20 protein-coding genes and 1 tRNA gene are annotated in these 19,050 nt (G+C 73.2%); 10 read left to right on the top strand and 11 right to left on the bottom strand.

Translation table 11 applies throughout. From position 1 onward, the window contains the following. The first annotated feature begins 116 nt into the window (after nucleotides 1-116). Genes OG309_RS31545 through OG309_RS31535 form a run of 3 tightly spaced genes read left to right on the top strand, consistent with a single transcriptional unit; the run spans nucleotide 117 to nucleotide 3,437 of the window. Nucleotides 117-998 (top strand): alkaline phosphatase family protein, encoded by an 882-nt coding sequence (locus OG309_RS31545; RefSeq protein WP_329426055.1) that lies wholly within the window; start codon nucleotides 117-119, stop codon nucleotides 996-998. A 1-nt stretch (nucleotide 999) separates the two neighbouring features. Next, nucleotides 1,000-2,316, top strand: coding sequence for an MFS transporter (locus OG309_RS31540; protein ID WP_329426053.1), 1,317 nt, complete (start codon nucleotides 1,000-1,002; stop codon nucleotides 2,314-2,316). After that, the gene (locus tag OG309_RS31535) at nucleotides 2,313-3,437 is read left to right on the top strand and encodes a TolB family protein (RefSeq protein WP_329426051.1); all 1,125 of its coding nucleotides are present in this window, start codon (nucleotides 2,313-2,315) and stop codon (nucleotides 3,435-3,437) included. The genes OG309_RS31540 and OG309_RS31535 overlap by 4 nt, the downstream gene beginning before the upstream one ends. On the opposite strand, the gene OG309_RS31530 is transcribed toward OG309_RS31535, so the two are convergent. Then, entirely contained in the window at nucleotides 3,400-4,062 is a 663-nt protein-coding gene (locus OG309_RS31530) for a deoxynucleoside kinase (protein WP_329426049.1), read from the bottom strand. The two genes, OG309_RS31535 and OG309_RS31530, sit on opposite strands and share 38 nt — an antisense overlap. Before the next feature lie 153 nt (nucleotides 4,063-4,215). Beyond that, a tRNA-Pro gene (locus tag OG309_RS31525) sits at nucleotides 4,216-4,289 on the bottom strand. A gap of 125 nt (nucleotides 4,290-4,414) precedes the next feature. On the opposite strand from OG309_RS31525, the gene OG309_RS31520 reads away from it, so the two are divergent. Then, nucleotides 4,415-5,146: a transketolase gene (locus OG309_RS31520; RefSeq protein WP_402544631.1), complete on the top strand. Its 732-nt coding sequence runs from the start codon at nucleotides 4,415-4,417 to the stop codon at nucleotides 5,144-5,146. Between the two features lie 136 nt (nucleotides 5,147-5,282). Then, complete coding sequence (locus OG309_RS31515) at nucleotides 5,283-6,176, top strand: transketolase family protein (protein ID WP_329426047.1); 894 nt, start codon at nucleotides 5,283-5,285, stop codon at nucleotides 6,174-6,176. Here OG309_RS31515 and OG309_RS31510 read toward each other — a convergent pair. Next, entirely contained in the window at nucleotides 6,169-6,531 is a 363-nt protein-coding gene (locus OG309_RS31510; RefSeq protein WP_329426045.1) for an MmcQ/YjbR family DNA-binding protein, read from the bottom strand. The genes OG309_RS31515 and OG309_RS31510 overlap by 8 nt on opposite strands. A gap of 389 nt (nucleotides 6,532-6,920) precedes the next feature. After that, on the bottom strand, nucleotides 6,921-7,136 hold the full coding sequence (locus OG309_RS31505) for a hypothetical protein (RefSeq protein ID WP_329428762.1): 216 nt from the start codon (nucleotides 7,134-7,136) through the stop codon (nucleotides 6,921-6,923). Here OG309_RS31505 and OG309_RS31500 point away from each other — a divergent pair. Next, complete coding sequence (locus tag OG309_RS31500; protein ID WP_329426043.1) at nucleotides 7,080-8,279, top strand: acyl-CoA dehydrogenase family protein; 1,200 nt, start codon at nucleotides 7,080-7,082, stop codon at nucleotides 8,277-8,279. The two genes, OG309_RS31505 and OG309_RS31500, sit on opposite strands and share 57 nt — an antisense overlap. An 84-nt stretch (nucleotides 8,280-8,363) precedes the next feature. Here OG309_RS31500 and OG309_RS31495 read toward each other — a convergent pair whose 3' ends face one another. From OG309_RS31495 to OG309_RS31470, 6 genes are all read right to left on the bottom strand, one after another. Next, on the bottom strand, nucleotides 8,364-8,936 hold the full coding sequence (locus tag OG309_RS31495; RefSeq protein WP_329426041.1) for a GAF domain-containing protein: 573 nt from the start codon (nucleotides 8,934-8,936) through the stop codon (nucleotides 8,364-8,366). Continuing rightward, nucleotides 8,933-9,556, bottom strand: coding sequence for a GTP-binding protein (locus OG309_RS31490; RefSeq protein ID WP_329426039.1), 624 nt, complete (start codon nucleotides 9,554-9,556; stop codon nucleotides 8,933-8,935). The genes OG309_RS31495 and OG309_RS31490 overlap by 4 nt, the downstream gene beginning before the upstream one ends. Continuing rightward, nucleotides 9,534-9,905: a DUF742 domain-containing protein gene (locus OG309_RS31485; protein WP_329426037.1), complete on the bottom strand. Its 372-nt coding sequence runs from the start codon at nucleotides 9,903-9,905 to the stop codon at nucleotides 9,534-9,536. The genes OG309_RS31490 and OG309_RS31485 overlap by 23 nt, the downstream gene beginning before the upstream one ends. 2 nt (nucleotides 9,906-9,907) lie before the next feature. Continuing rightward, nucleotides 9,908-10,342, bottom strand: coding sequence for a roadblock/LC7 domain-containing protein (locus OG309_RS31480; RefSeq protein WP_329426035.1), 435 nt, complete (start codon nucleotides 10,340-10,342; stop codon nucleotides 9,908-9,910). Nucleotides 10,343-10,349: 7 nt separating this feature from the next. Beyond that, on the bottom strand, nucleotides 10,350-12,260 hold the full coding sequence (locus OG309_RS31475; protein ID WP_329426033.1) for a sensor histidine kinase: 1,911 nt from the start codon (nucleotides 12,258-12,260) through the stop codon (nucleotides 10,350-10,352). Between the two features lie 324 nt (nucleotides 12,261-12,584). After that, entirely contained in the window at nucleotides 12,585-13,871 is a 1,287-nt protein-coding gene (locus OG309_RS31470; RefSeq protein WP_329426032.1) for an MBL fold metallo-hydrolase, read from the bottom strand. Nucleotides 13,872-13,990: 119 nt separating this feature from the next. Here OG309_RS31470 and OG309_RS31465 point away from each other — a divergent pair, with 119 nt between their 5' ends. Next, entirely contained in the window at nucleotides 13,991-15,169 is a 1,179-nt protein-coding gene (locus OG309_RS31465) for a glutamate dehydrogenase (protein ID WP_329426031.1), read from the top strand. A gap of 3 nt (nucleotides 15,170-15,172) precedes the next feature. Next, nucleotides 15,173-15,877 carry a TetR/AcrR family transcriptional regulator gene (locus OG309_RS31460; RefSeq protein WP_329426029.1) on the top strand — a complete coding sequence of 235 codons (705 nt, stop codon included), beginning with the start codon at nucleotides 15,173-15,175 and terminating at the stop codon, nucleotides 15,875-15,877. Here OG309_RS31460 and OG309_RS31455 read toward each other — a convergent pair. Further along, complete coding sequence (locus OG309_RS31455; protein ID WP_329426028.1) at nucleotides 15,862-16,650, bottom strand: SIMPL domain-containing protein; 789 nt, start codon at nucleotides 16,648-16,650, stop codon at nucleotides 15,862-15,864. The genes OG309_RS31460 and OG309_RS31455 overlap by 16 nt on opposite strands. Before the next feature lie 308 nt (nucleotides 16,651-16,958). On the opposite strand from OG309_RS31455, the gene OG309_RS31450 reads away from it, so the two are divergent. Together OG309_RS31450 and OG309_RS31445 are read left to right on the top strand one after the other, a co-directional pair. Further along, nucleotides 16,959-17,918 carry an STM4015 family protein gene (locus tag OG309_RS31450; protein WP_329426027.1) on the top strand — a complete coding sequence of 320 codons (960 nt, stop codon included), beginning with the start codon at nucleotides 16,959-16,961 and terminating at the stop codon, nucleotides 17,916-17,918. Continuing rightward, nucleotides 17,915-19,042 carry an STM4014 family protein gene (locus OG309_RS31445; protein ID WP_329426025.1) on the top strand — a complete coding sequence of 376 codons (1,128 nt, stop codon included), beginning with the start codon at nucleotides 17,915-17,917 and terminating at the stop codon, nucleotides 19,040-19,042. The genes OG309_RS31450 and OG309_RS31445 overlap by 4 nt, the downstream gene beginning before the upstream one ends. The last annotated feature ends 8 nt before the right edge of the window (nucleotides 19,043-19,050 follow it).

The raw sequence follows: 19,050 nt of genomic DNA, 5'->3' as shown, positions 1-19,050 counted from the left end.
CGCGCGGCACGAGACGTTTCCCGGGTCTTCACATGGGACACCTTCCGGGTTGGCATGGACACTCCTACCCTTCGGTTGCACCGCCCCCAAGTCATCCCCCTCAACCGGAGGTAGCCGTGTCCGGCGCGCCCAGACAACGCCGCACCGCCCTTCTTTCCGCCCTCGGCCTCGCGGCCGCCTCGCTCGGCCTGTGGGCCGGTTTCGGCGGGACGTCCTCGGCCCAGGCCGCGGCGACCGTGCCCACCCCGGACCACGTGGTGGTCGTGGTCTTCGAGAACCACGCCTACAGCCAGGTCATCGGCAGCTCCAGCGCCCCGTACATCAACTCGCTGAAGACCGGCGGCGCCAACCTCACCCAGTCGTACGGGGAGACGCACCCGAGCCAGCCCAACTACTTCGCGATGTTCTCGGGTTCCACCCAGGGCATCACGGACGACAGCTGCTACACGCCCGGCTTCTCGTCCGCGCCGAACCTGGCCTCCGAGCTGATCGCCGCGGGCAAGACCTGGGCCAGCTACAACGAGACGCTGCCCAGCCAGGGTTCGACCACGTGCAGCAGCGGAAAGTACGCCCGCAAGCACAACCCCTGGTTCGGCTTCTCCAACGTGCCGACCTCGTCGGCGTACACGTTCACGCAGTTCCCGACCGACTACACCAAGCTGCCGCAGGTCTCCTTCGTCGTCCCGAACCTGTGCAGCGACATGCACGACTGCTCGGTCGGCACCGGTGACACCTGGCTGAAGAACAACCTCGGCGCCTACGCGACCTGGGCGAAGACCCACAACAGCCTGCTCGTGGTCACCTTCGACGAGGACAACCGGCTCGCCGGCAACAAGATCCCGACCGTGTTCTACGGTCAGCAGGTCACCCCGGGATCGACCTCGGCGACGACGTACAACCACTACAACCTGCTCCGCACGATCGAGGACATGTACGGCACCTCGCACGCCGGACAGGCCGCCAACGCGACCCCGATCACGGGCATCTGGACTCCGTGACGTGTACGTAGCGGACAGTCGCAGCACCCCCGCGACACCCGCGCCCGCCGCCCGGAGCACCCGCTCCGGGCGGCGGGCCGCCGTCGCCCCCACGGTCCTCGCCCTCGGCACGGTCAGCCTCGTCACGGACGTGTCCTCGGAGATGGTCACGGCCGTGCTCCCGCTCTACCTCGTCGCCGGGCTCGGCCTCTCACCGCTCGGCTTCGGCCTGCTCGACGGCGTCTACAACGGCTTCAGCGCCCTCGTCCGGCTGGTCGGCGGACACCTCGCCGACCGCGGCGGGCGCCACAAGACGGTGGCCGTCCTCGGCTACGGCCTGTCGGCGCTGTGCAAACCCCTTCTGCTGGTGGCGGGTTCACTCCCGCTGATCGGGGCCGTGCTGGCCGCCGACCGCACCGGAAAGGGCCTGCGGACCGCCCCGCGCGACGCCCTGATCTCGCTGGCCTCCCCCGCCGAGTCCCGCGGCCGCGCGTTCGGCGTGCACCGGGCGATGGACACCGCGGGCGCCCTGATCGGGCCGCTCGTCGCCTTCCTGATCCTCCGCCAGGCCGTGGACGGCTACGACGCCGTGTTCACCGTCAGCTTCTGCGTGGCCGCCGTCGGCGTCCTGGTCCTGGTCCTCTTCGTGCCGTCGCGCCGACGCCCGCCCGCCGACGCCCCCGCCACCGCTCCGGCCGGCGCCCCGCGCGCCTCCCTGAAGGCGGCGCTCGCCCTGCTCCGGGTCCACGAGGTCCGCCGACTCGCCCTCTGCGCCCTTCTGTTGGGCCTCGCCACGGTCAGCGACTCCTTCGTCTACCTGCTGCTCCAACGGCGCCTCGGCGTCTCCGACCAGTGGTTCGCCCTCCTGCCGCTGGGCACCGCCGCCGCCTTCCTGCTGCTCGCCGTACCGCTGGGCCGGCTCGCCGACCGCGTCGGCAGCCGACGCGTCTTCCTCGGCGGCCACCTCGCCCTGCTCCTGGCGTACGTCGCGCTGCTCAGCGGCTGGCAGGGCACGGCACTCCCCTACCTGGTCCTCGCGCTGCACGGCGGCTTCTACGCGTCGACCGACGGCGTCCTGATGGCCGCGACCGCCGGCGTGGTCCCCGCCGAACTGCGCTCCTCAGGGCTCGCGTTGGTCCAGACGGGCCAGGCGCTCGCCCGCTTCGGCTGCTCGATCGCCTTCGGCGCCGCCTGGAGCGCGTGGGGCGACCGCACCGCCCTCGGCACGGCGACGGGCGCGCTCGCGGTGTGCGCGGCGGCGGCGTTCGCCCTCCTCCCCGCGCCCTCCCGCGACACCGCGCCGAGCCGCGCGACGGACTCGAAGGAAAGGCCCGCATGACCCTGCGCATCAAACTGCTCGTCCTGCTGACGGCGCTGGCCGTGCTCGGCGGCGTCGCGGCGGCCTCGCTGCTGCACGCCTCGGACCGGGCCGCCGAGAAGGACCGTGCGCAGGCGGGCGGCCCGCCGGTCGCGTCCGGCCGGATCACCCTGACGCCCGACGCGACCCGACGGATCGTCTTCCGGAACATGGCCTGGGGTCCGCACCGCGACGAGCTGGCCACCGTGCCCGCCGACGCGCCGGGCGGTCCGCGCACGGCGTCCGGGGTGAAGTGCCTGCGCTTCCACGCCGCCGCGGGAACGGGGATCTGCCTCCAGGCCGAGCGCGGCACGGTGGAGGACGCCTACCGGGCGGTGGTCCTGGACGCGGGCCTCAAGGAGCGGGCGCACTACGCGCTGCCCGGCATCCCCACCCGGGCCCGGGTCTCCCCGTCCGGCCGGTTCGTGGCGTGGACGGTGTTCGTCGGGGGCGACTCGTACGCGGGCACCGACTTCTCCACCCGTACCGCCGTCCTGGACACCGGGACGAACCGGCTCACGGCGTCCCTGGAGGAGTTCACGGTGATCAAGGACGGCACGGAGCACCGCGCCGCCGACACCAACTTCTGGGGCGTCACCTTCTCCCGCGACGACCGGCACTTCTACGCGACGATGGCGACGGGCGGGAAGACCTACCTCGTGCGCGGCGACCTCGGGGCGCGCACCGTCACCACCCTCCACCAGAACGTCGAGTGCCCGTCGCTCTCCCCCGACGAGACCCGGGTCGTCTACAAGAAGCGCGTCGCCGGCGCACCCGCCGACGCGCCCTGGCGGCTCTACGCCCTGGACCTGTCCACGTTCCGCGAGACCCCGCTCGCCGACCGTCGCAGCGTCGACGACCAGGCGGTCTGGCTGGACGCGCGCACCGTCGCGTACTCCCTCCCGGGCGACTTCGGCGCCGACCTCTACGCGGTCCCCGCCGACGGCTCGGGCGCCCCGAAGCGCCTCCTGACGGCCGGCCTCGCACCGGTCGTGCTGGGCGGTGCGGGGGAACGCGAAGGGCCGCTCTCCCAGGGACGGGAGAACGGCCTCACGGGGGGGTGCCTCAGGCGCGGCTCTTGGCGGCGGCCAGGGCCTCCCTGACCTCGCGCGCCACGCGGGCCGCGTCGTCCGGGCTGTTCACCACGTCGGTGTGGTTCATGTCGATGACGAGGACCTCACTGGCCGAGTAGTGCTTGTGCACCCAGTCGTCGTAGCCGGACCACAGCACCCGGTAGTACTCGACGAGGGCCTCGTCCTGCTCGAAGTCGCGTCCGCGCAGCCCGATGCGCCGCAGCACCGTCTCGAAGTCCGCCTTGAGGTAGACCATGAGGTCGGGCGCCTTGCGGTACGGCAGGCCGTCGATCTCGCGCATCATCTCGTTCAGCAGCCCCTCGTACACCTGCATCTCCAGCGAGCTGATGCGGCCCAGGTCGTGATTGACCTTGGCGAAGTACCAGTCCTCGTAGATGGAGCGGTCGAGGACGTTGTCGCCCTGCTTGTACGCCTCCTTGATCGAGGCGAACCGCGTCTGCAGGAAGTAGAGCTGGAGCAGGAAGGGGTAGCGCTTCGCCTGGATCTCCTCGGCGCTCGCCGTGTAGAAGAGCGGCAGGATCGGGTTGTCGTCCACGCTCTCGTAGAAGACCTCGCTGCCCAGCTCCTTGGCCAGCAGCTCGGCCACACACGTCTTGCCGATGCCGATCATGCCGCCGACGCAGATCACTGACATACCTCACTTCTCCCTGGGGACTTCTGTTCGCGGGCGGGGACGGGCTGCCCACACCACGGGGACAGGCGGCCGCGATCGGCACGCCCCCCGGAGAACACGAAAGGCCGTCCTCTCGTGAACGAGAGAACGACCTCCGACTGCGTTTCCGCACAGTCGGGACGACAGGATTTGAACCTGCGACCCCTTGACCCCCAGTCAAGTGCGCTACCAAGCTGCGCCACGTCCCGGTGCCCGTCTGACCTGGGGTTTCCCCGGCCGAACGCGCATGAGAACCATACCGCACTTCCCCGGGTGGTCACGAACCAGTTCGACGCTTGACCTCAAGTGCGCTTGAGGTAGCACGGTGTACACCATGACGAACACGACGTACACGCCGTCCGCACGGTCCGCGCCGTCCGCGCCGGAGGAAGCCGTGGGCGAGCTGCACCGCCTGATGGCCCTCATGACCGGGGACGAGAAGCACTCCACGGCCGCCACCTCCACCCTCGACGCACTCTGGGTCCTCTACGACCGCGTCCTGCGGGTCTCGCCCGGGACCGTGGACGATCAGGGGCGGGACCGGTTCCTGCTGTCGAAGGGGCACGGGCCCATGGCGTACTACGCCGTGCTGGCCGCCAAGGGCTTCTTCGGCGAGGAGCTGCTCGGCGGGTTCGGGCAGTACGCGTCTCCGCTCGGGCACCACCCGGACCGGACGCTCGTGCCGGGCGCCGAGATCGGCAGCGGGTCGCTCGGGCACGGGCTGCCGCTCGCGGTGGGGAGCGTGCTGGGGCTGCGGGCGCAGGGACTCACCGACCCGCGGGTGTGGGTGCTGATCGGCGACGCCGAGCTCGACGAGGGCAGCAACCACGAGGCCATCGGCTACGCGGGGCCGGCCGGTCTCGAGCAGCTGCACACACTGGTGATCGACAACGGTTCCGCCACCTACGGCTGGCCCGGGGGCATCGCCTCGCGGTTCGAGGCCGCCGGGTGGTCCGCCGAGACGGTGGACGGACGGGACCACGAGGCCCTGTACGCGGCCTTCACCGCCCCGCACCCCGGACGCCCGCGCGCCGTCGTCGCCCGCGTCGAGGCGAAGGGCGCGTGACGGCCGGCGGCCTGCACCTTCCGCCTTCCCCCTCTCTCCCCGCACCCGGCACCCGGCACCCGGCCCGACATCCAGCCCGGCACCCGCGGCCGACCGTTCCCCCCATCCCCTGAGCATCCCGAGGAGACCCGTCCCCATGGACACCATGCGTGATCGTTTCATCGCCACCACCACCCGCCTCCTCGACGAGGACCCCCGGCTCGCGGTCGTGCTCGCCGAGATCAGCAAGGACGGCTTCCAGCAGGCGCTGGAGCGGCACCCCGACCGGGTGCTGAACGTCGGGATCCGCGAGCAGCTGCTCATAGGGGCGGGCGGGGGGATCGCCCTCACCGGGATGCGGCCCCTCATGCACACCTTCGCCAGCTTCCTCGTCGAGCGGCCCTTCGAGCAGCTGAAGCTGGACTTCGGGCATCAGGGCGTGCACGGCGTGCTGGTCAGCGCCGGCGGTGCGTACGACTGGCCGGCCGGCGGGTTCACGCACATGGCGCCCGGCGACGTGGCGCTGATGGACACCCTGGACGGCTGGACCGTGCACGTGCCGGGGCACCCCGACGAGGCCGAGGCCCTGGTGCGGGAGGCCGTGGCGGGCGAGGGGTCGGTGTACGTGCGCCTGTCGGTGCACGCGAACGCCGTCGCGCGGCCGCGTGCCCGGAGCGGCTTCAGCCTGCTGCGCGAGGGCTCGCGGGGGGTCGTCGTCGCGGTCGGGCCGATGCTCGACAACGTGCTGGCGGCGACGGAGGGGCTCGACGTGAGCGTGCTGTACGCGACGACCGTGCGTCCCTTCGACGGGGAGGCGCTGCGGCGGGCGGCGGGCGCCGCCCGGCCGGACGTGGTCCTGGTGGAGCCGTATCTCGAAGGGACCTCGACGGCGGCCGCGAACGACGCCCTGGCCGAGGTGCCCCACCGGGTGCTGGGGCTCGGCATCGGGCGCCGCGAGCTGCGCCGGTACGGGACGGTCGAGGAGCACCTGACCGGTCAGGGCCTCGACCCGGCGGGCCTGCGGGCGCGGATCGGCGCGTTCCTCAGGTGATCCCGCCGACCCCGGGGTGCCGGTCGAGCAGCGCGCGGGTCGCGGCCTGGCGCCAGGAGTCGGAGAGGATCGCCCGCAGCTCCTCCTCGTCGTCGAGGGCGCCGAGCCCGACCCTGATCCACGCGTACCCGTCGTCGTGCCCCTCGCGCAGGAAGAACTTCTCGGGTTCGGCGGCGATCAGCTCCTCCCGGTCCTCCTTCGGGCATTTCACTCCCCTCACCTGATCGGTGTCGTCCAGCGAGGCGAACATCCGGCCCCCCTGGCCCGCCCGGAAGGTGGGCATGCCCCACGCCGGCTTCTCCACCGCCTCCGGCAGGGAGAGGGCGATCCTGCGCACGTCATCGGAAGTGGCCATGTTCCGACCGTACGACCCCCGGCGGCCGAGGGGCGCGGAACGGCGTACGCGCCCGCGCACGCTCCGTCACTCGCACCCCCTACGCTCAGTGACGCGCTGCTGCGCTCGCCAATGCCTCTGTGCGCCCCTTCCGCGCCGCGCAGGGCCCTTCCGGGAGGCGCGAAGCGCTCACAGGCCTTGCGGTTCCTGGCTTCACGCCCCTCCGGGGTACTTCCGGAATGCCGCCTCTTTGGTGAAGAAGTGGCGCATGATGCGATCCGAGGGGCCTCGCCGCCATATGCCCACGAAACCTTTGCCGTTGGCATGTGGCAGAAAGATGCCCTCGGGGAATGACCTTCGGGCCGGACTGAGCAGGCCAACATCGCGCACAACACAGTCGGAAACAATCGTCAACCATTCCGGTTTCGGACAAACTTGGTGGCGATATTGATCCGCCCGAGAAAGATCAACACCATGAAGTGGTCGGCCTGCTCGGGACGGGACCACTGCCGATGCACCACCTGCTCGGACCACGAGGCGAGCAGGCGTTTCGCAGGGGAGGGACTCGTATGGACGGCTACTTCAGCAGCCGACTGCATCATCAACTCCGAGAGACGGTGCGGCACTTCGCGGAGAGTGAGGTTCGGCCACGGATACCCGAGATGGAGGCGTCACGCTCGGTCCACCACGAGCTGTCCCGGCTGATCGCCGAGCAGGGCTGGCTGGGCGCGACTATCAGCCATGAGTACGGCGGGATGGGCGCAGGCCATCTGGCCAAAACCATCATCATCGAGGAGCTGTCCCGGGTCAGCGGCGCGATGGGCGCCATGGTCCAGGCCTCACAGCTGGGCACGGCCAAGATCGTGCACTTCGGGAGCGACGAGCAGCGCAAGACCTGGCTTCCGGCCATCGCGGCCGGCGAGTGCCTGCCGACCATCGCGGTCACCGAACCGGAGTCCGGGGGCCATGTCCTCGGCATGTCCGCGACCGCGGAACGCGACGGCGACGACTACATCCTCAACGGCCGCAAGGTGTACGTCGGCAACAGCCATGTCGGCGACCTCCACGGTGTCGTGGTCAGGACGGGTCCGGGATCGAAGGGGCTCACCGCCTTCCTGGTCGAGTCCGATCGCCCGGGGTTCAGGACCGGTCCCCAGCAGCCGGCCATGGGCCTGCACGGGTTCAGTTTCGGCGAGCTCGTCTTCGAGAACTGCCGCGTTCCGGCCTCCAACCGGCTCGGCGACGAGGGTGACGGCCTCGCCGTCGCGTACTCGTCCAGCGTCCTCTACGGCAGGGCCAACCTGACGGCCGTGTCGCTCGGTATCCATCAGGCCATTCTGGAGGAGACGACCAAATTCGCCACCGAGCGGATCCGCTACGGCAACCCACTCGCCGAACTCCCCACCGTCAAGCTGAAGTTGGGCCAGATGCAGTCGCGCCTGATGACGGCCCGGCTCGCCGCCTACCACGCCGTACACCTGCTCGACCAGGGCATGTCCTGCGACACCGAGCTGATGAACGCGAAACTGGTCAACGTCGAGTCCGCCATCGACTCCGGCCGCAACGCCATGGAGATCCACGCCGCGGCGGGTCTCTTCACCGACCGCTCCATCGAGCGGTACCTCCGCGACGCGCACCACATCTTCGCCCCCGCCGGCACCTCCGACATCCAGCTCCTCCGCCTCGCCGAGGTCGCCCTCGGACAGGACAAGGGCAGTTGGTCGGAGCGCCTGTCCGACGTGGTCCGCATGGAACCCGCGGGCTGCTGAAGGAGTCCACCGAAGAACCGTGCCCCGGGGTCCGGCGAAGGAGCCGAACACCGGGGCACCCGTACGAGGCGACGGCACGGGCCGTCAGATCATGCCCTCCTCGCGGCGGTGGATCTGCTCCACCAGCTCGGCCGCCATCGCCTTGATCGTCTCCAGGCCGGCCCGGCCCCAGGGACGTACGTCCGTGTCGACCACGCAGATGGTGCCCAGCGCGACCCCGGTGCGGTCGATCAGCGGGGCGCCCATGTACGAACGGATGCCGATCTCGTCCACCACCGGGTTGCCCGCGAACCGCGGGTAGTCGCAGACGTCCTCCAGGACCAGGGCCTTGCGGCGCACCACCACGTGCGGGCAGTAGCCGTGGTCGCGGGCCATGAAGCGGCCGACACCGCCGCTGCTCGCCGCTGCCGCGCCGAGGTCGGAGCCCGAGTGGGTGCCGGCCGGGGTGTGCAGCCCGGCGAAGAACTGCCGGTTCTCGTCGATGAAGTTGACCATCGAGAAGGGCGCGCCGGTCACGTCCGCGAGCCGGCGCGCGAATTCGTCGAAGGCCGGGTCGGGCTGCTCGCCGAGGCCGAGTTCGCGCAGTCGGCGGACCCGGGCGGGCGCCTCGTTGTCGACGGGGGTGAGCAGCATATGACCGGTCGGGTCGTAGGTCATGTCGTGGCTCCGTAGCTCGGCACGGCGGCCGGGATGGTGGTGAGGAGGTGCTGGACGAGGGTCAGCAGGGTACGGATGCCGGAGCTGGATATCCGGGCGTCGCAGAGCAGGACCGGCACGGTCGGCTTGAGGTCGAGGGCCGACCGCACCTCGTCGGGGTCGTAACGGTGGGCGCCGTCGAACTCGTTGACGGCCACCACGAATCCGATGCCGCGCCGCTCGAAGAAGTCGACGGCGGAGAAGCAGGCCTGCAGGCGGCGGGTGTCGGCGAGGACCACCGCCCCGAGCGCGCCCTCGGACAGCTCGTCCCACATGAACCAGAAGCGCTCCTGGCCGGGGGTGCCGAACAGGTAGAGCACGTTGCGGTCGTCGAGGGTGATCCGCCCGAAGTCCATGGCGACGGTGGTCGTGGTCTTGGACTCCACGCCCTCCAGGCTGTCGGTGGCCGCGCTGACCGAGGTCAGCAGCTCTTCGGTGCTGAGCGGTTCGATCTCGCTCACCGCGCCCACGAAGGTGGTCTTGCCCACCCCGAACCCGCCGGCCACGAGGATCTTCAGCGCGGTCGGAAAGGGGTCGGCCGCGAAACTCTCGTGGCGCTCAGAGCCGTTGTCGTAGGCCATCGAGCACTGCCTCCAGCAAGGAACGGTCGGTTGGATTGGCGTGGAAGCGGGGCGCGCGGGCGGTGATCGCCCCGCAGTCCACGAGGTCGGAGAGCAGGACCTTGGTGACGACGGCCGGGAGCCGTAAGTGCGCCGCGATCTCCGCCACCGAGGTGGGCCCGCCGCACAGCCCGAGAGCCAGGCTGTGCTCGGGCCCCATGTGCGGCTGCGGGCTGCTGCCGGTCGCCATCACCATCGACAGCAGGTCGAGCGCGGCGGTCGGCTGGGTCCGGCCACCGCTGACGGTGTACGGACGAATCAGCCGGCCGGCCGCGTCGTCGAGCCAGGGTCCTTCCTGGTGGGACCCCATGCTCACTGTCCCGCACTGCCCGCCGCGCCGGCGGCCTGTCTGGCCGGGGTGACCAGATACGGCCGGACGCTCTTGACGAGCATCGCCATCTCGTAGCCGAGGACGGCGGCGTCGGCCTCGCGGCCCGCCAGGACGGCGAGACAGGTTCCGGACCCGGCGGTGGAGACGAAGAGCAGGGTGGAGTCCAGCTCGACCACGACCTGGCGCACCTCGCCGCCGTCACCGAAGCGCGCGCCGGCGCTGCGTCCGAGCGAGTAGAGCCCTGAGGCCAGCGCGGCCATGTGGTCGGCCGCGTCGGGGTCGAGGCCGTGCACGGACTTCACGAGGCCGTCGGAGGAGAGCAGAACGGCGTTACGGGTGTACGGGACCCGCTGGACCAGACCGCTCAGCAGCCAGTCGAGATCCGAGGAATGGCCGTTCGGCACATTGCTCGCCATGGTGCATCTACTCCTTGTGCTCGTCGCCTGGACGCAGCGGTTCACGGGGGGCGGGCTGGGATTCTGCGAGGCCGATGCCGCGCTGGAAGGCGGCCATCAGGCCCGGGTCGTGCAGGGCGTGCTCCTCGGGCTTGCGGGCCGCGGGCTCGTCGCGCAGCTGCGGGACGAGGTGCTCCTGGGCGCGCCGCTTGGGGAGGACCGGCCTGCCCGATGCTCCGGCGCGCGGGGCCGGGGGGACCTCGGGCGTCGGGGCGGGGAAGGCTCCGCCGGGCCGTGCGGGCTCGGCGTGGCTGGGCTGGGGCGGGACTCCGGGCAGGCCCGAGGCGGCGGGGGCCGCTTCGGCGTAGACCGGGAGGGGCGGGATCGGCGCCTGCCCGTACGCCGGGCCCTGCGGTGCCTGCCTCCGCACCTGCGCCTGTGCCTGCGCCTGCACCGGTACGGGCGCCGGGGCGGCTACGTGGGTGGGCGCGGGCGCGGGGGCGGCCGGCGCCACCGGGGCCGGGGCCCGGACCGGGGCGGGGGCCGCGACCGGGGCGGGGGCCGCGACCGGGGCGACCGCCGGGATCGGTGCGGGCGCGGGGACGGCCTGGGCCGCCGGGGGTGCGGCCTGGACGTGCGGGGCGGCGGCCGGGGCCGCGGCCGTGCTCCGGTTCTCGGTGCGGGCGAGGCCCTCGGGGTCGGCGCCGAGGAGGCCCTGCGGCAGGACGAGGACGGCCTGGACGCCGCCGTAGATGTTCGACTGGAGCCGGACGGCGATGCCGTGGCGCCGGGCGAGGGCGGAGACCACGAAGAGTCCGATGCGCCCGTCCTGGAGCAGGTGCGCGACGTTGACCTGGTCGGGGTCGGCGAGCAGGGCGTTCATCTTGTTCTGCTCGGTGACGGGCATGCCCAGGCCGCGGTCCTCGACCTCGATGGCGAGGCCGGCCGTGACGTACTGCGCGCGCAGCAGCACCGTGGTGTGCGGTGCGGAGAACAGGGTGGCGTTCTCGACGAGTTCGGCGAGCAGGTGGATGACGTCGGCCACGGCATGGCCCCGCAGCGTACCGTCGATCGGCGGGACCAGCTTCACCCGCGGGTACTGCTCGACCTCGGCGATGGAGGAGCGCAGCACCTCGGTCATGGTGACCGGGTTGGACCACTGGCGGCGGGAGATGGCGCCGCCGAGGACGGCGAGGTTCTCCGCGTGCCGGCGGATGCGGGTCGCGAGGTGGTCGACGTGGAACAGGCCCTTGAGCAGCTCGGGGTCCTCGACCTCGTTCTCCAGCTCGTCGAGGAGCTGGATCTCGCGGTGGACGAGGGACTGGAGCCGGCGGGCGAGGTTGACGAAGACCTCGACCTTCTGTTCGTTCCCGACGCTGCTGGAGAGCCGGGAGGCCTGCACGACGGCGCTGACGGCGGCTTCGTGAGAGCGCGTCAGTTCGTGCGCGAGCAGGTCGAACTCGTCGCTCGACCCGGTGCCGGCCGGGGCCGTGGTCCGGGGTTCCGGCGTCTCGCCCCTGCGCAACTGTTCGACGACCGTACGCAGTTCGCTCTGGCCGCGGGCACTGGTGCGGCGCAGCGCGTTGGCCCGGTCGATGACCGCCTTGGCCGCCCGGTCGGCGCCGAGCGCGGCGGCGGTCACCGAGGCGACCGTGAGCGCGGCGGCCCCGGTGAGCGCGGCCCAGAGGCCCGGCGTGACCTCGGCTCCGCTGGAGCGGATGGTGAAGAGCACGGCGGCGGCGCCGCCGAGCGCGACCGCGACGGCCGGGAGCACGGAGGTACGCAGGAGTTGGGGGCGTATGCGCGCCTCGGTGGGAAGCTGCGCGGGGGACTGTGCGGTGCCGGCGCCGGCCGGACCGGCGTTGCGGGCGCCCGACCGGCCGTGACGCCCGCCCTCGCGGCGTTCGGACCGCGCGGCGGGTGCGCGAAGTTGAGACATGAGTGTCCTTGGTACGTGCCCAGGAATCGGCGTACTACGGGGGGTGCACTACGAGGAGGTGGACTACGTGGGTGTGATGAGCCTACCGATGATCACCAAGCAGCCACTGTAGTGGTCAACCGTTCATGTGCGGTGCGCAGTTGGCAAACTTACCCCGTCGGGAGCCCCGGTCTGCTAGCACCCGTCGCACGACAGGCCGATACCTGTCGGCCGAAACTCGACGAAGGGGTTCCGGAGGCGGGAACGGAAGAGGGCGGAGGTGTACATACACCTCCGCCCTGCACGGAATTCGCCCGCGACCGGAATCCGATGCGGGGGCGCAAACTAGGGGGTGGGAGCGGCCTCCTGCGCGCTCCGCCCGCTGTCCGCGCGCCGCTCCTCGGTCGCGTCGCCCTCGTTCACCGCGCCCGTGTTCGCGTTCGCGTTCGCGTCGGGCCCGCCGGGGCGCGCCCCGTGCCGGTCGACTCCGTCGGGGGCGTCCCAGCCGCCCGCGGGGGCGTGCGCGACCGTCCGCCACCAGGGGGCGTCGGGAAGCGTCGCCGCGCCCGGCTCGAAGGGCTCGCCGGGCCGGGGCAGCGCGAGCGGCTGCCCGGCCTCGGCACCGGCGGTGACGGTGCCCTCTCCGGGCTCGGCCCACGGGTGCGGGGCGAGGTTGAAGGTGCCCCAGTGGATGGGCAGCATGACGCCGTGCGGGCTGCCGCCCTGGAGGTCGAGGTGGGCGCGCACGCCTTCGGCGGGGGTCATGTGGATGTCGGGCCAGTACTCGGAGTACGCCCCGATCTGGATCATGGTGACGTCGAAGGGGCCGTGGGCGGCGCCGATGTCCTTGAAGCCGGAGAAGTAGCCGGTGTCGCCGCTGTGGTAGATCCGGTGCCCGGGCCCCTCGACGGCCCAGGATGCCCACAGGGTGTGCTGCTGGTTGCGCAGGCCGCGGCCGCAGAAGTGGCGGGCGGGGGTCGCGGTCAGCCGCAGGTCGCGGATCTCGGTGGACTCGTTCCAGTCCAGCTCGCGCAGCCGGGAGGCGGACACGCCCCAGCGCTCCAGGTGGGCGCCGACGCCCAGCGGCACCGCGAAGAGGGTGTCGGTGCCCGCCAGCGCCTTGATCGTCGGCAGGTCCAGGTGGTCGTAGTGGTCGTGGGAGATCACCACGACGTCGACCGGACCGAGCGCCGCCAGCGGTACGGGCACGGGGTGCAGGCGCTTGGGCCCGGCGAAGGCGAAGGGCGAGCAGCGGTCGCCCCAGACCGGGTCGAAGAGGACCCGGCGGCCGTCGATCTCGGCGAGGACGCTGGAGTGCCCCATCCAGGTGATCCGGAGCCCGGAGGCGGGCGGGCGGGCCAGGTCGGCGAGGGTGGTCGGGTGGACGGGGATCGTGCCGGTGGGGGCTCGGCGCGCCCGCGCCTCCTTCTCGAAGTAGATCTTCGCGAACTCGACCGTCGAGCCGGTCGGACGGTGCCGGGCCTCCTCCGGGTTCCGGAACACGCCGTCCGCGAAGTTCGGGGAACGGCGGATGCGCGCCAGGCGCTCGCCCGTCGGGTCGGCGCCGAAGGCCTCGGGGCGCAGCGCGCGCAACCGTGCCCGCAGTGAGTGGTCGGGGCCAGTGCCGGTCACAGGACCTCCTGAAAGTCGAGGATCTTTTCATTATGGGCGGCCCGCCGGGTCCGGCGCCCGGACGATCAGCGATACTGAACGCTCATTCAGTAGGACCGGGAGTACCGAGGAGTACGCCGATGAGCACCGCCCCGCTGTTGAGCGTCGGATGGACCGACCACGTGACGGGCCGCCGCGGCCACCTGGTCGTGGACCGGCTGGTGCGCGGAGTGGCCAGCGGAGGCCTGCGGATGCGCGAGGGGTGCACGGTCGAGGAGGTCGCGGGCCTGGCCCGCGGGATGACCATGAAGGAGGCCCTGCACTACGACCCGTCGGCCCGCTACGTCCCGCTGGGCGGCGCCAAGGGCGGCATCGACTGCGATCCGCGCTCCCCCGAGGCGTACGGGGTGCTGGTGCGCTACCTGCGGGCGATGCGTCCGTACATCGAGCGCTTCTGGACCACCGGCGAGGACCTGGGCCTCACCCAGGACCTGGTGGACCGGGCGGCGGCGGAGGCGGGGCTCGTCTCCTCGATCCAGGCGGTGTACCCGCTGCTCGACGACGAGGCGGCGGCCCGCGCGCGGCTCGCCGACGCGTTCGCGCTGGAGGTGGACGGGATCGGCCTGGACGAGCTGGTCGGCGGCTGCGGCGTGGCCGAGGCGGCCCTGGCGGCCCTCGACCGGGCGGGAAGGCCGTACGCCGGTGCGCGGGTCTCGGTGCAGGGCTTCGGGACGATGGGCGGCGCCACCGCGCGCTTCCTCGCCCGGGCGGGGCTGCGGGTGGTCGCCGTGGCCGACGTGAAGGGCACGATCGCGAACCCGGCCGGCCTGGACGTGGAGGCGCTGCTCGCGGCGCGTGACGCGCACGGGGCGGTGGACCGGGCCGTGCTGCGGCCCGGGGACCGCGAGGAGGCCGGGGACGCGTGGCTGGCGGCGGACGCGGAGGTGCTGGTGCCGGCCGCCGTCTCGTACGCCGTGGACACGGGGAACCAGGAGCGGGTGCGGGCCCGGCTGGTCGTCGAGGCGGCCAACATGCCGGTGGTCCCGGAGGCGGAGCGGCTGCTCGCGGCGCGCGGGATCGTCGTCCTGCCGGACGTCGTCGTCAATTCGGGCACGAACGCCTGGTGGTGGTGGACGCTCTTCGGCGACGTGGAGGCGGACGCGGAAGCGGCCTTCGCGCAGGTCCGGCGGGCGATGCGGGGGCTCGTGGGCCGGATGCTCGACCGGGCGGAGGCGGACGGCACCACGCCGCGCGCGGCGGCGCACGCGCTGGTGGAGGAACGGCTGCCGGAGATCGCGCAGCGGTACGGCTGGTACTGACGCATGGCGAGAGTGAGGCTGGGTGCGGCGGAGCGGCGCGAGGCGCTGCTCCGGGCGGCCGTCGGCCTGATCGAGGCCAAGGGCGTCGCGGCGCTCCGGGTCGCGGACGTGGCGGCGGAGCTCAGCGTCAGCAACGCGCTGGTGCTCTACCACTTCGCGACCAAGGAACAGCTGGTCGCGGCGGCCTTCGCGCACGCGGCCGAGGAGGACCTGGCCAGGCTGCGCCGGGTGCTGGGCCGCCGCACCACGGCGGTGCGCCGGCTGCGGGCGGCGGTCCGCTGGTACGCGCCGACCGGGCAGGCCAAGGGCTGGCGCCTGTGGATCGAGGGCTGGGCGGCCGCGCTGCGCGAACCGGCGCTGCGCGAGGTCGCCGGTGCGCTGGACCGGGAGTGGAAGGCCGCCCTGACCCGGGTGATCGCCGAGGGCGCGGCGGCCGGGGAGTTCACCTGCCCCGACCCGGCCGCGTCGGCCTGGCGGCTCACCGCCTTCCTGGACGGCCTGGCGGTCCAGATGACCTCGTACGCGGGCGCGCTCCCCCGCGCCACCCTGCTGGAGTGGGCGGACGGGGCGCTCGCCCGGGAGCTGGGGGTGACGTCGTTCGCGACGGCGGGGGCGGCCGGGGAACCGGCGGTGGGGCCGACGGAGGGCCCGGAAGCGGGCCCGGAAGCGGGCCCGGCACCGTCGGCAGCGCCTCAGATCAGCTCGTAGACCGCCGCGACCGTCACGTGCTCCTCGATCTCGCCGGGGGCGAGCGGGACGCTCTCGCCGCCGTCCGCGGGGGCGCTCGGGAGGGCGCCGGGGCTCGGGCGGACGCTCTCGCCCTCGGTGAGGGACACCAGCCGACCGAGGCGGTGGCCGCTCAGCTCGGCGTACCGGGCGGCCTTGTCGTGCGCGTCGCGGAAGGCGGCGTCGCGGGCCTTGGCGCGCAGCGCGGTCGGGTCGGAGACGTCGAAGGAGACACCGTTGACGCGCCCCGCGTCCCCGGTGGCGTCGCTGACCGCGCCGACGACCTGCCCGGCCTTGTCGACGTCACGGACCTTCACGGAGAAGCTCTGCCCGGCCTGGTAGCCCGTCACCTTGCTCTCGCCCTGGGCGGTCTGGGTGTAGACCGGCGAGAGGGACAGGCTCTCGGTGCGGATGTCCCGGTCGGCGATGCCCTGCTGCGCCAGGGCGTCGAGGAGCGCCTTGGCCGCCGTGCTCTGGGCGGCCATCGCCTCCTTGCCGGTCTTGCGGGTCGCCTCGACGCCGACCGAGACCACGGCGACGTCGGGCGCGGCGGACGCCCGGCCGCTGCCGCTGACCGAGACGGTGGCGGGCGCGGCCCGTACGGCGGTGTGGCGGGCCGTCCCCCCGGGCGCGGCGGCGACGGCGGGGGCCGCGGCGCCGAGCAGCATTCCGCCGAGGGCGGCACCGACGGCGAGCGCGCGCACGGTGCGGGCGGGAGTGCGGGCGGTCTTGCTGTCGGGGTGACGGGGCGTCATGGGCGGTCCCTTCGGGGATGTTTGTCGGCGCGCCCATCCCACCAGGCCCCGCCCCCACCGGCGCAGCGCCACTCCTTGGACGCCCGTTTCCTTCACCTCTCCGGACGCCTGTCCCGGACCTCGGCGGGCGCGTGCGGGCGACGCCCGGGTGTGGAGGCGTAGGACGGCGGGACGAGTCGGGCGGCGGGGCGCGCGTCCCTCGCCGTCGGGGGGATGCCATCCCGACCCCTCGCCTGTCACTGCCCCTTGGTAGAACTTCTGCCATCAGCCGATCAACGCCGTTCGGCGTCCGGAGTACGGGAGCGCTCATGACCATCGGGGTTCACCTGCAGGAGTTCCACGGCCTGCCCGTGTTCGAGTTCCCGGCGCCGGGCGCCGCGGTCCGGCTGCCCGATCCGGCCTCGGTGGCGTGGCGGCTCTCCGCGCCGACGTACGCGGACCCGGAGGACGAGGAGTGGGGGCCGCTGTTCGAGCGCTTCCTGGCGACGGTGGAGACCGGCCGGGTGCGGGCCGTCGTGGTCGGCGGCTGGGAGGAGGCGTACGACACCTCCTCCGCCGGGATCGTGACGGCGCTCATGGGCGCGAACAACCGGCTCACGGGGCTGGAGGCGCTGTTCCTCGGCGACATGACCTCCGAGGAGTGCGAGGTCTCGTGGATCGTCCAGTCCGACGTCGGCCCGCTGCTCGCGGCCTACCCGCGGCTGCGCGAGCTGGGGGTGCGCGGCGGCAGCGGGCTCGCCTTCCCGCCCGTGCGGCACACCGCGCTGCGCACCCTGGTCCTGGAGACCGGCGGCCTGGGCGCCGAGGTCGTGCGGGGCGTCGCGGCGAGCGAGCTGCCCGCGCTGGAGCGACTGGAGCTGTGGCTGGGCACCGAGGAGTACGGGGCGGACGCGACACCCGCCGACCTGGAGCCGCTGCTGACCGGGGACCGGCTGCCCGCTCTGCGGCGGCTCGGGCTGCGCAACAGCCACATCCAGGACCAGATCGCCGCCGCCGTGGCCACCGCGCCGGTCGTCGCCCGGCTGGAGGAGCTCGACCTGTCCATGGGCGTGCTCACCGACGCGGGCGCGGAGGCGCTGCTCGCCGGGCAGCCGCTGACCCACCTGCACCGGCTCGGGCTCGCCCACCACTACCTGTCGGCCCGGACCGCCGAGCGGGTGACCGCGACCCTCGCTCCTCACGGGGTGACGGTCGACCTCGACGACGCGCAGACGCCGGAGGACGACGGCGACGGCGAGCCGTACCGGTACGTGGCGGTCGCCGAGTGAGCGGCGCCCCGCCCCTCGCCGTCGTCGGCAACCCGGAGGGCCGCCGGGTGCGGCTCTTCCAGGACGCGGCGCGCGCCGCCGGGCTGCCCCGGCCGCGGGTCGTGCCGTGGCTCGACGTGCTGCGGGGCGGGGCCCGCTTCCACCCCGGGGAGCTCGTGCGGCTCGACTCCCCCGGCGAGGAGCCGGAGGTCGACCGGCTGCTGCGGGGCGTGCCGGAGCCGACCCGGGTCGAGGGCACGGGACGCTGGTACGCGCGCTTCACGGCGGCGGTGCACGGGCTCGCCGCCGGAGTGCGGACGGCCGGCGCGGTCCTGCTCGGCGACCCGGACGAGCTCGCCGTCCTCTTCGACAAGCGGCTCGGGCACGGCCGGCTCCTCGCGGCCGGGGTGCCCGTGCCGCACGCGCCGACCTCGGGCCCGGCCGCCCCGCCCGTACGGGGCTGGGACGACGTGCGCGCACTGACGGCCGGTCAGGGGATGCGCCGGGTCTTCGTGAAACCGGCGCACGGCTCCTCCGCCTCCGGGGTGCTCGCCCTGGAGAGGGCCGCCTCCGGCCGGACGCAGGCCACCACCTCGGTCGAGCTGGACGCGGACGGGCGGCTGCACAACTCGCTGCGGGTGCGCCGCTACACGACCGAGCGCGAGGTCGCGGCCCTCGTGGACGCGCTCGCCCCGGACGGCCTGCACGTCGAGCGCTGGGTGCCCAAGGCCTCGCTCGGCGGGCGCGCGGCCGACCTGCGGGTGGTGGTGGTCGACGGCCGGGCCACCCACGCCGTCGTGCGCACCAGCCGCTCCCCCATGACCAATCTGCATCTGGGCGGCGCCCGGGGCGACCTGGACGCGGCGCGGGCCGCGATCGGCGCCGCGGGCGGGCGGTTCGCCGACGCCCTGGACGTCTGCGAGCGGGCGGCCGCGGCCTTCCCCGGTACCCGCTGCGTGGGCGTCGACCTGCTGCCCGCCACCGGCTGGCGCCGCTTCGCGGTGGGCGAGGTCAACGCCTTCGGCGATCTGCTGCCCGGCCTCACCGGTCTGCCGGGCAGCGGTGCCGAGGGCCTGGACACCTACGCGGCGCAGCTCGCCGGCTACCTCCGCACCCCCCGACCGACAGGAACGAGCACGCCGTGACCCCGCCC

It is taken from the genome of Streptomyces sp. NBC_01268 (genome assembly GCF_036240795.1).
Taxonomy (GTDB): domain Bacteria; phylum Actinomycetota; class Actinomycetes; order Streptomycetales; family Streptomycetaceae; genus Streptomyces.
The sequence above is the reverse complement of the archived record's forward strand: the minus strand, read 5'-3'. Positions and strand labels throughout refer to the sequence as shown.

Coding starts and splice junctions, on each gene's coding strand:
- OG309_RS31535 (WP_329426051.1), top strand. CDS start 2,313: ATGACCCTGCGCATCAAACTGCTCGTCCTGCTGACGGCGCTGGCCGTG.
- OG309_RS31530 (WP_329426049.1), bottom strand. CDS start 4,062: ATGTCAGTGATCTGCGTCGGCGGCATGATCGGCATCGGCAAGACGTGT.
- OG309_RS31520 (WP_402544631.1), top strand. CDS start 4,415: ATGACGAACACGACGTACACGCCGTCCGCACGGTCCGCGCCGTCCGCG.
- OG309_RS31515 (WP_329426047.1), top strand. CDS start 5,283: ATGGACACCATGCGTGATCGTTTCATCGCCACCACCACCCGCCTCCTC.
- OG309_RS31510 (WP_329426045.1), bottom strand. CDS start 6,531: ATGGCCACTTCCGATGACGTGCGCAGGATCGCCCTCTCCCTGCCGGAG.
- OG309_RS31500 (WP_329426043.1), top strand. CDS start 7,080: ATGGACGGCTACTTCAGCAGCCGACTGCATCATCAACTCCGAGAGACG.
- OG309_RS31495 (WP_329426041.1), bottom strand. CDS start 8,936: ATGACCTACGACCCGACCGGTCATATGCTGCTCACCCCCGTCGACAAC.
- OG309_RS31490 (WP_329426039.1), bottom strand. CDS start 9,556: ATGGCCTACGACAACGGCTCTGAGCGCCACGAGAGTTTCGCGGCCGAC.
- OG309_RS31485 (WP_329426037.1), bottom strand. CDS start 9,905: ATGGGGTCCCACCAGGAAGGACCCTGGCTCGACGACGCGGCCGGCCGG.
- OG309_RS31480 (WP_329426035.1), bottom strand. CDS start 10,342: ATGGCGAGCAATGTGCCGAACGGCCATTCCTCGGATCTCGACTGGCTG.
- OG309_RS31475 (WP_329426033.1), bottom strand. CDS start 12,260: ATGTCTCAACTTCGCGCACCCGCCGCGCGGTCCGAACGCCGCGAGGGC.
- OG309_RS31465 (WP_329426031.1), top strand. CDS start 13,991: ATGAGCACCGCCCCGCTGTTGAGCGTCGGATGGACCGACCACGTGACG.
- OG309_RS31460 (WP_329426029.1), top strand. CDS start 15,173: ATGGCGAGAGTGAGGCTGGGTGCGGCGGAGCGGCGCGAGGCGCTGCTC.
- OG309_RS31455 (WP_329426028.1), bottom strand. CDS start 16,650: ATGACGCCCCGTCACCCCGACAGCAAGACCGCCCGCACTCCCGCCCGC.
- OG309_RS31450 (WP_329426027.1), top strand. CDS start 16,959: ATGACCATCGGGGTTCACCTGCAGGAGTTCCACGGCCTGCCCGTGTTC.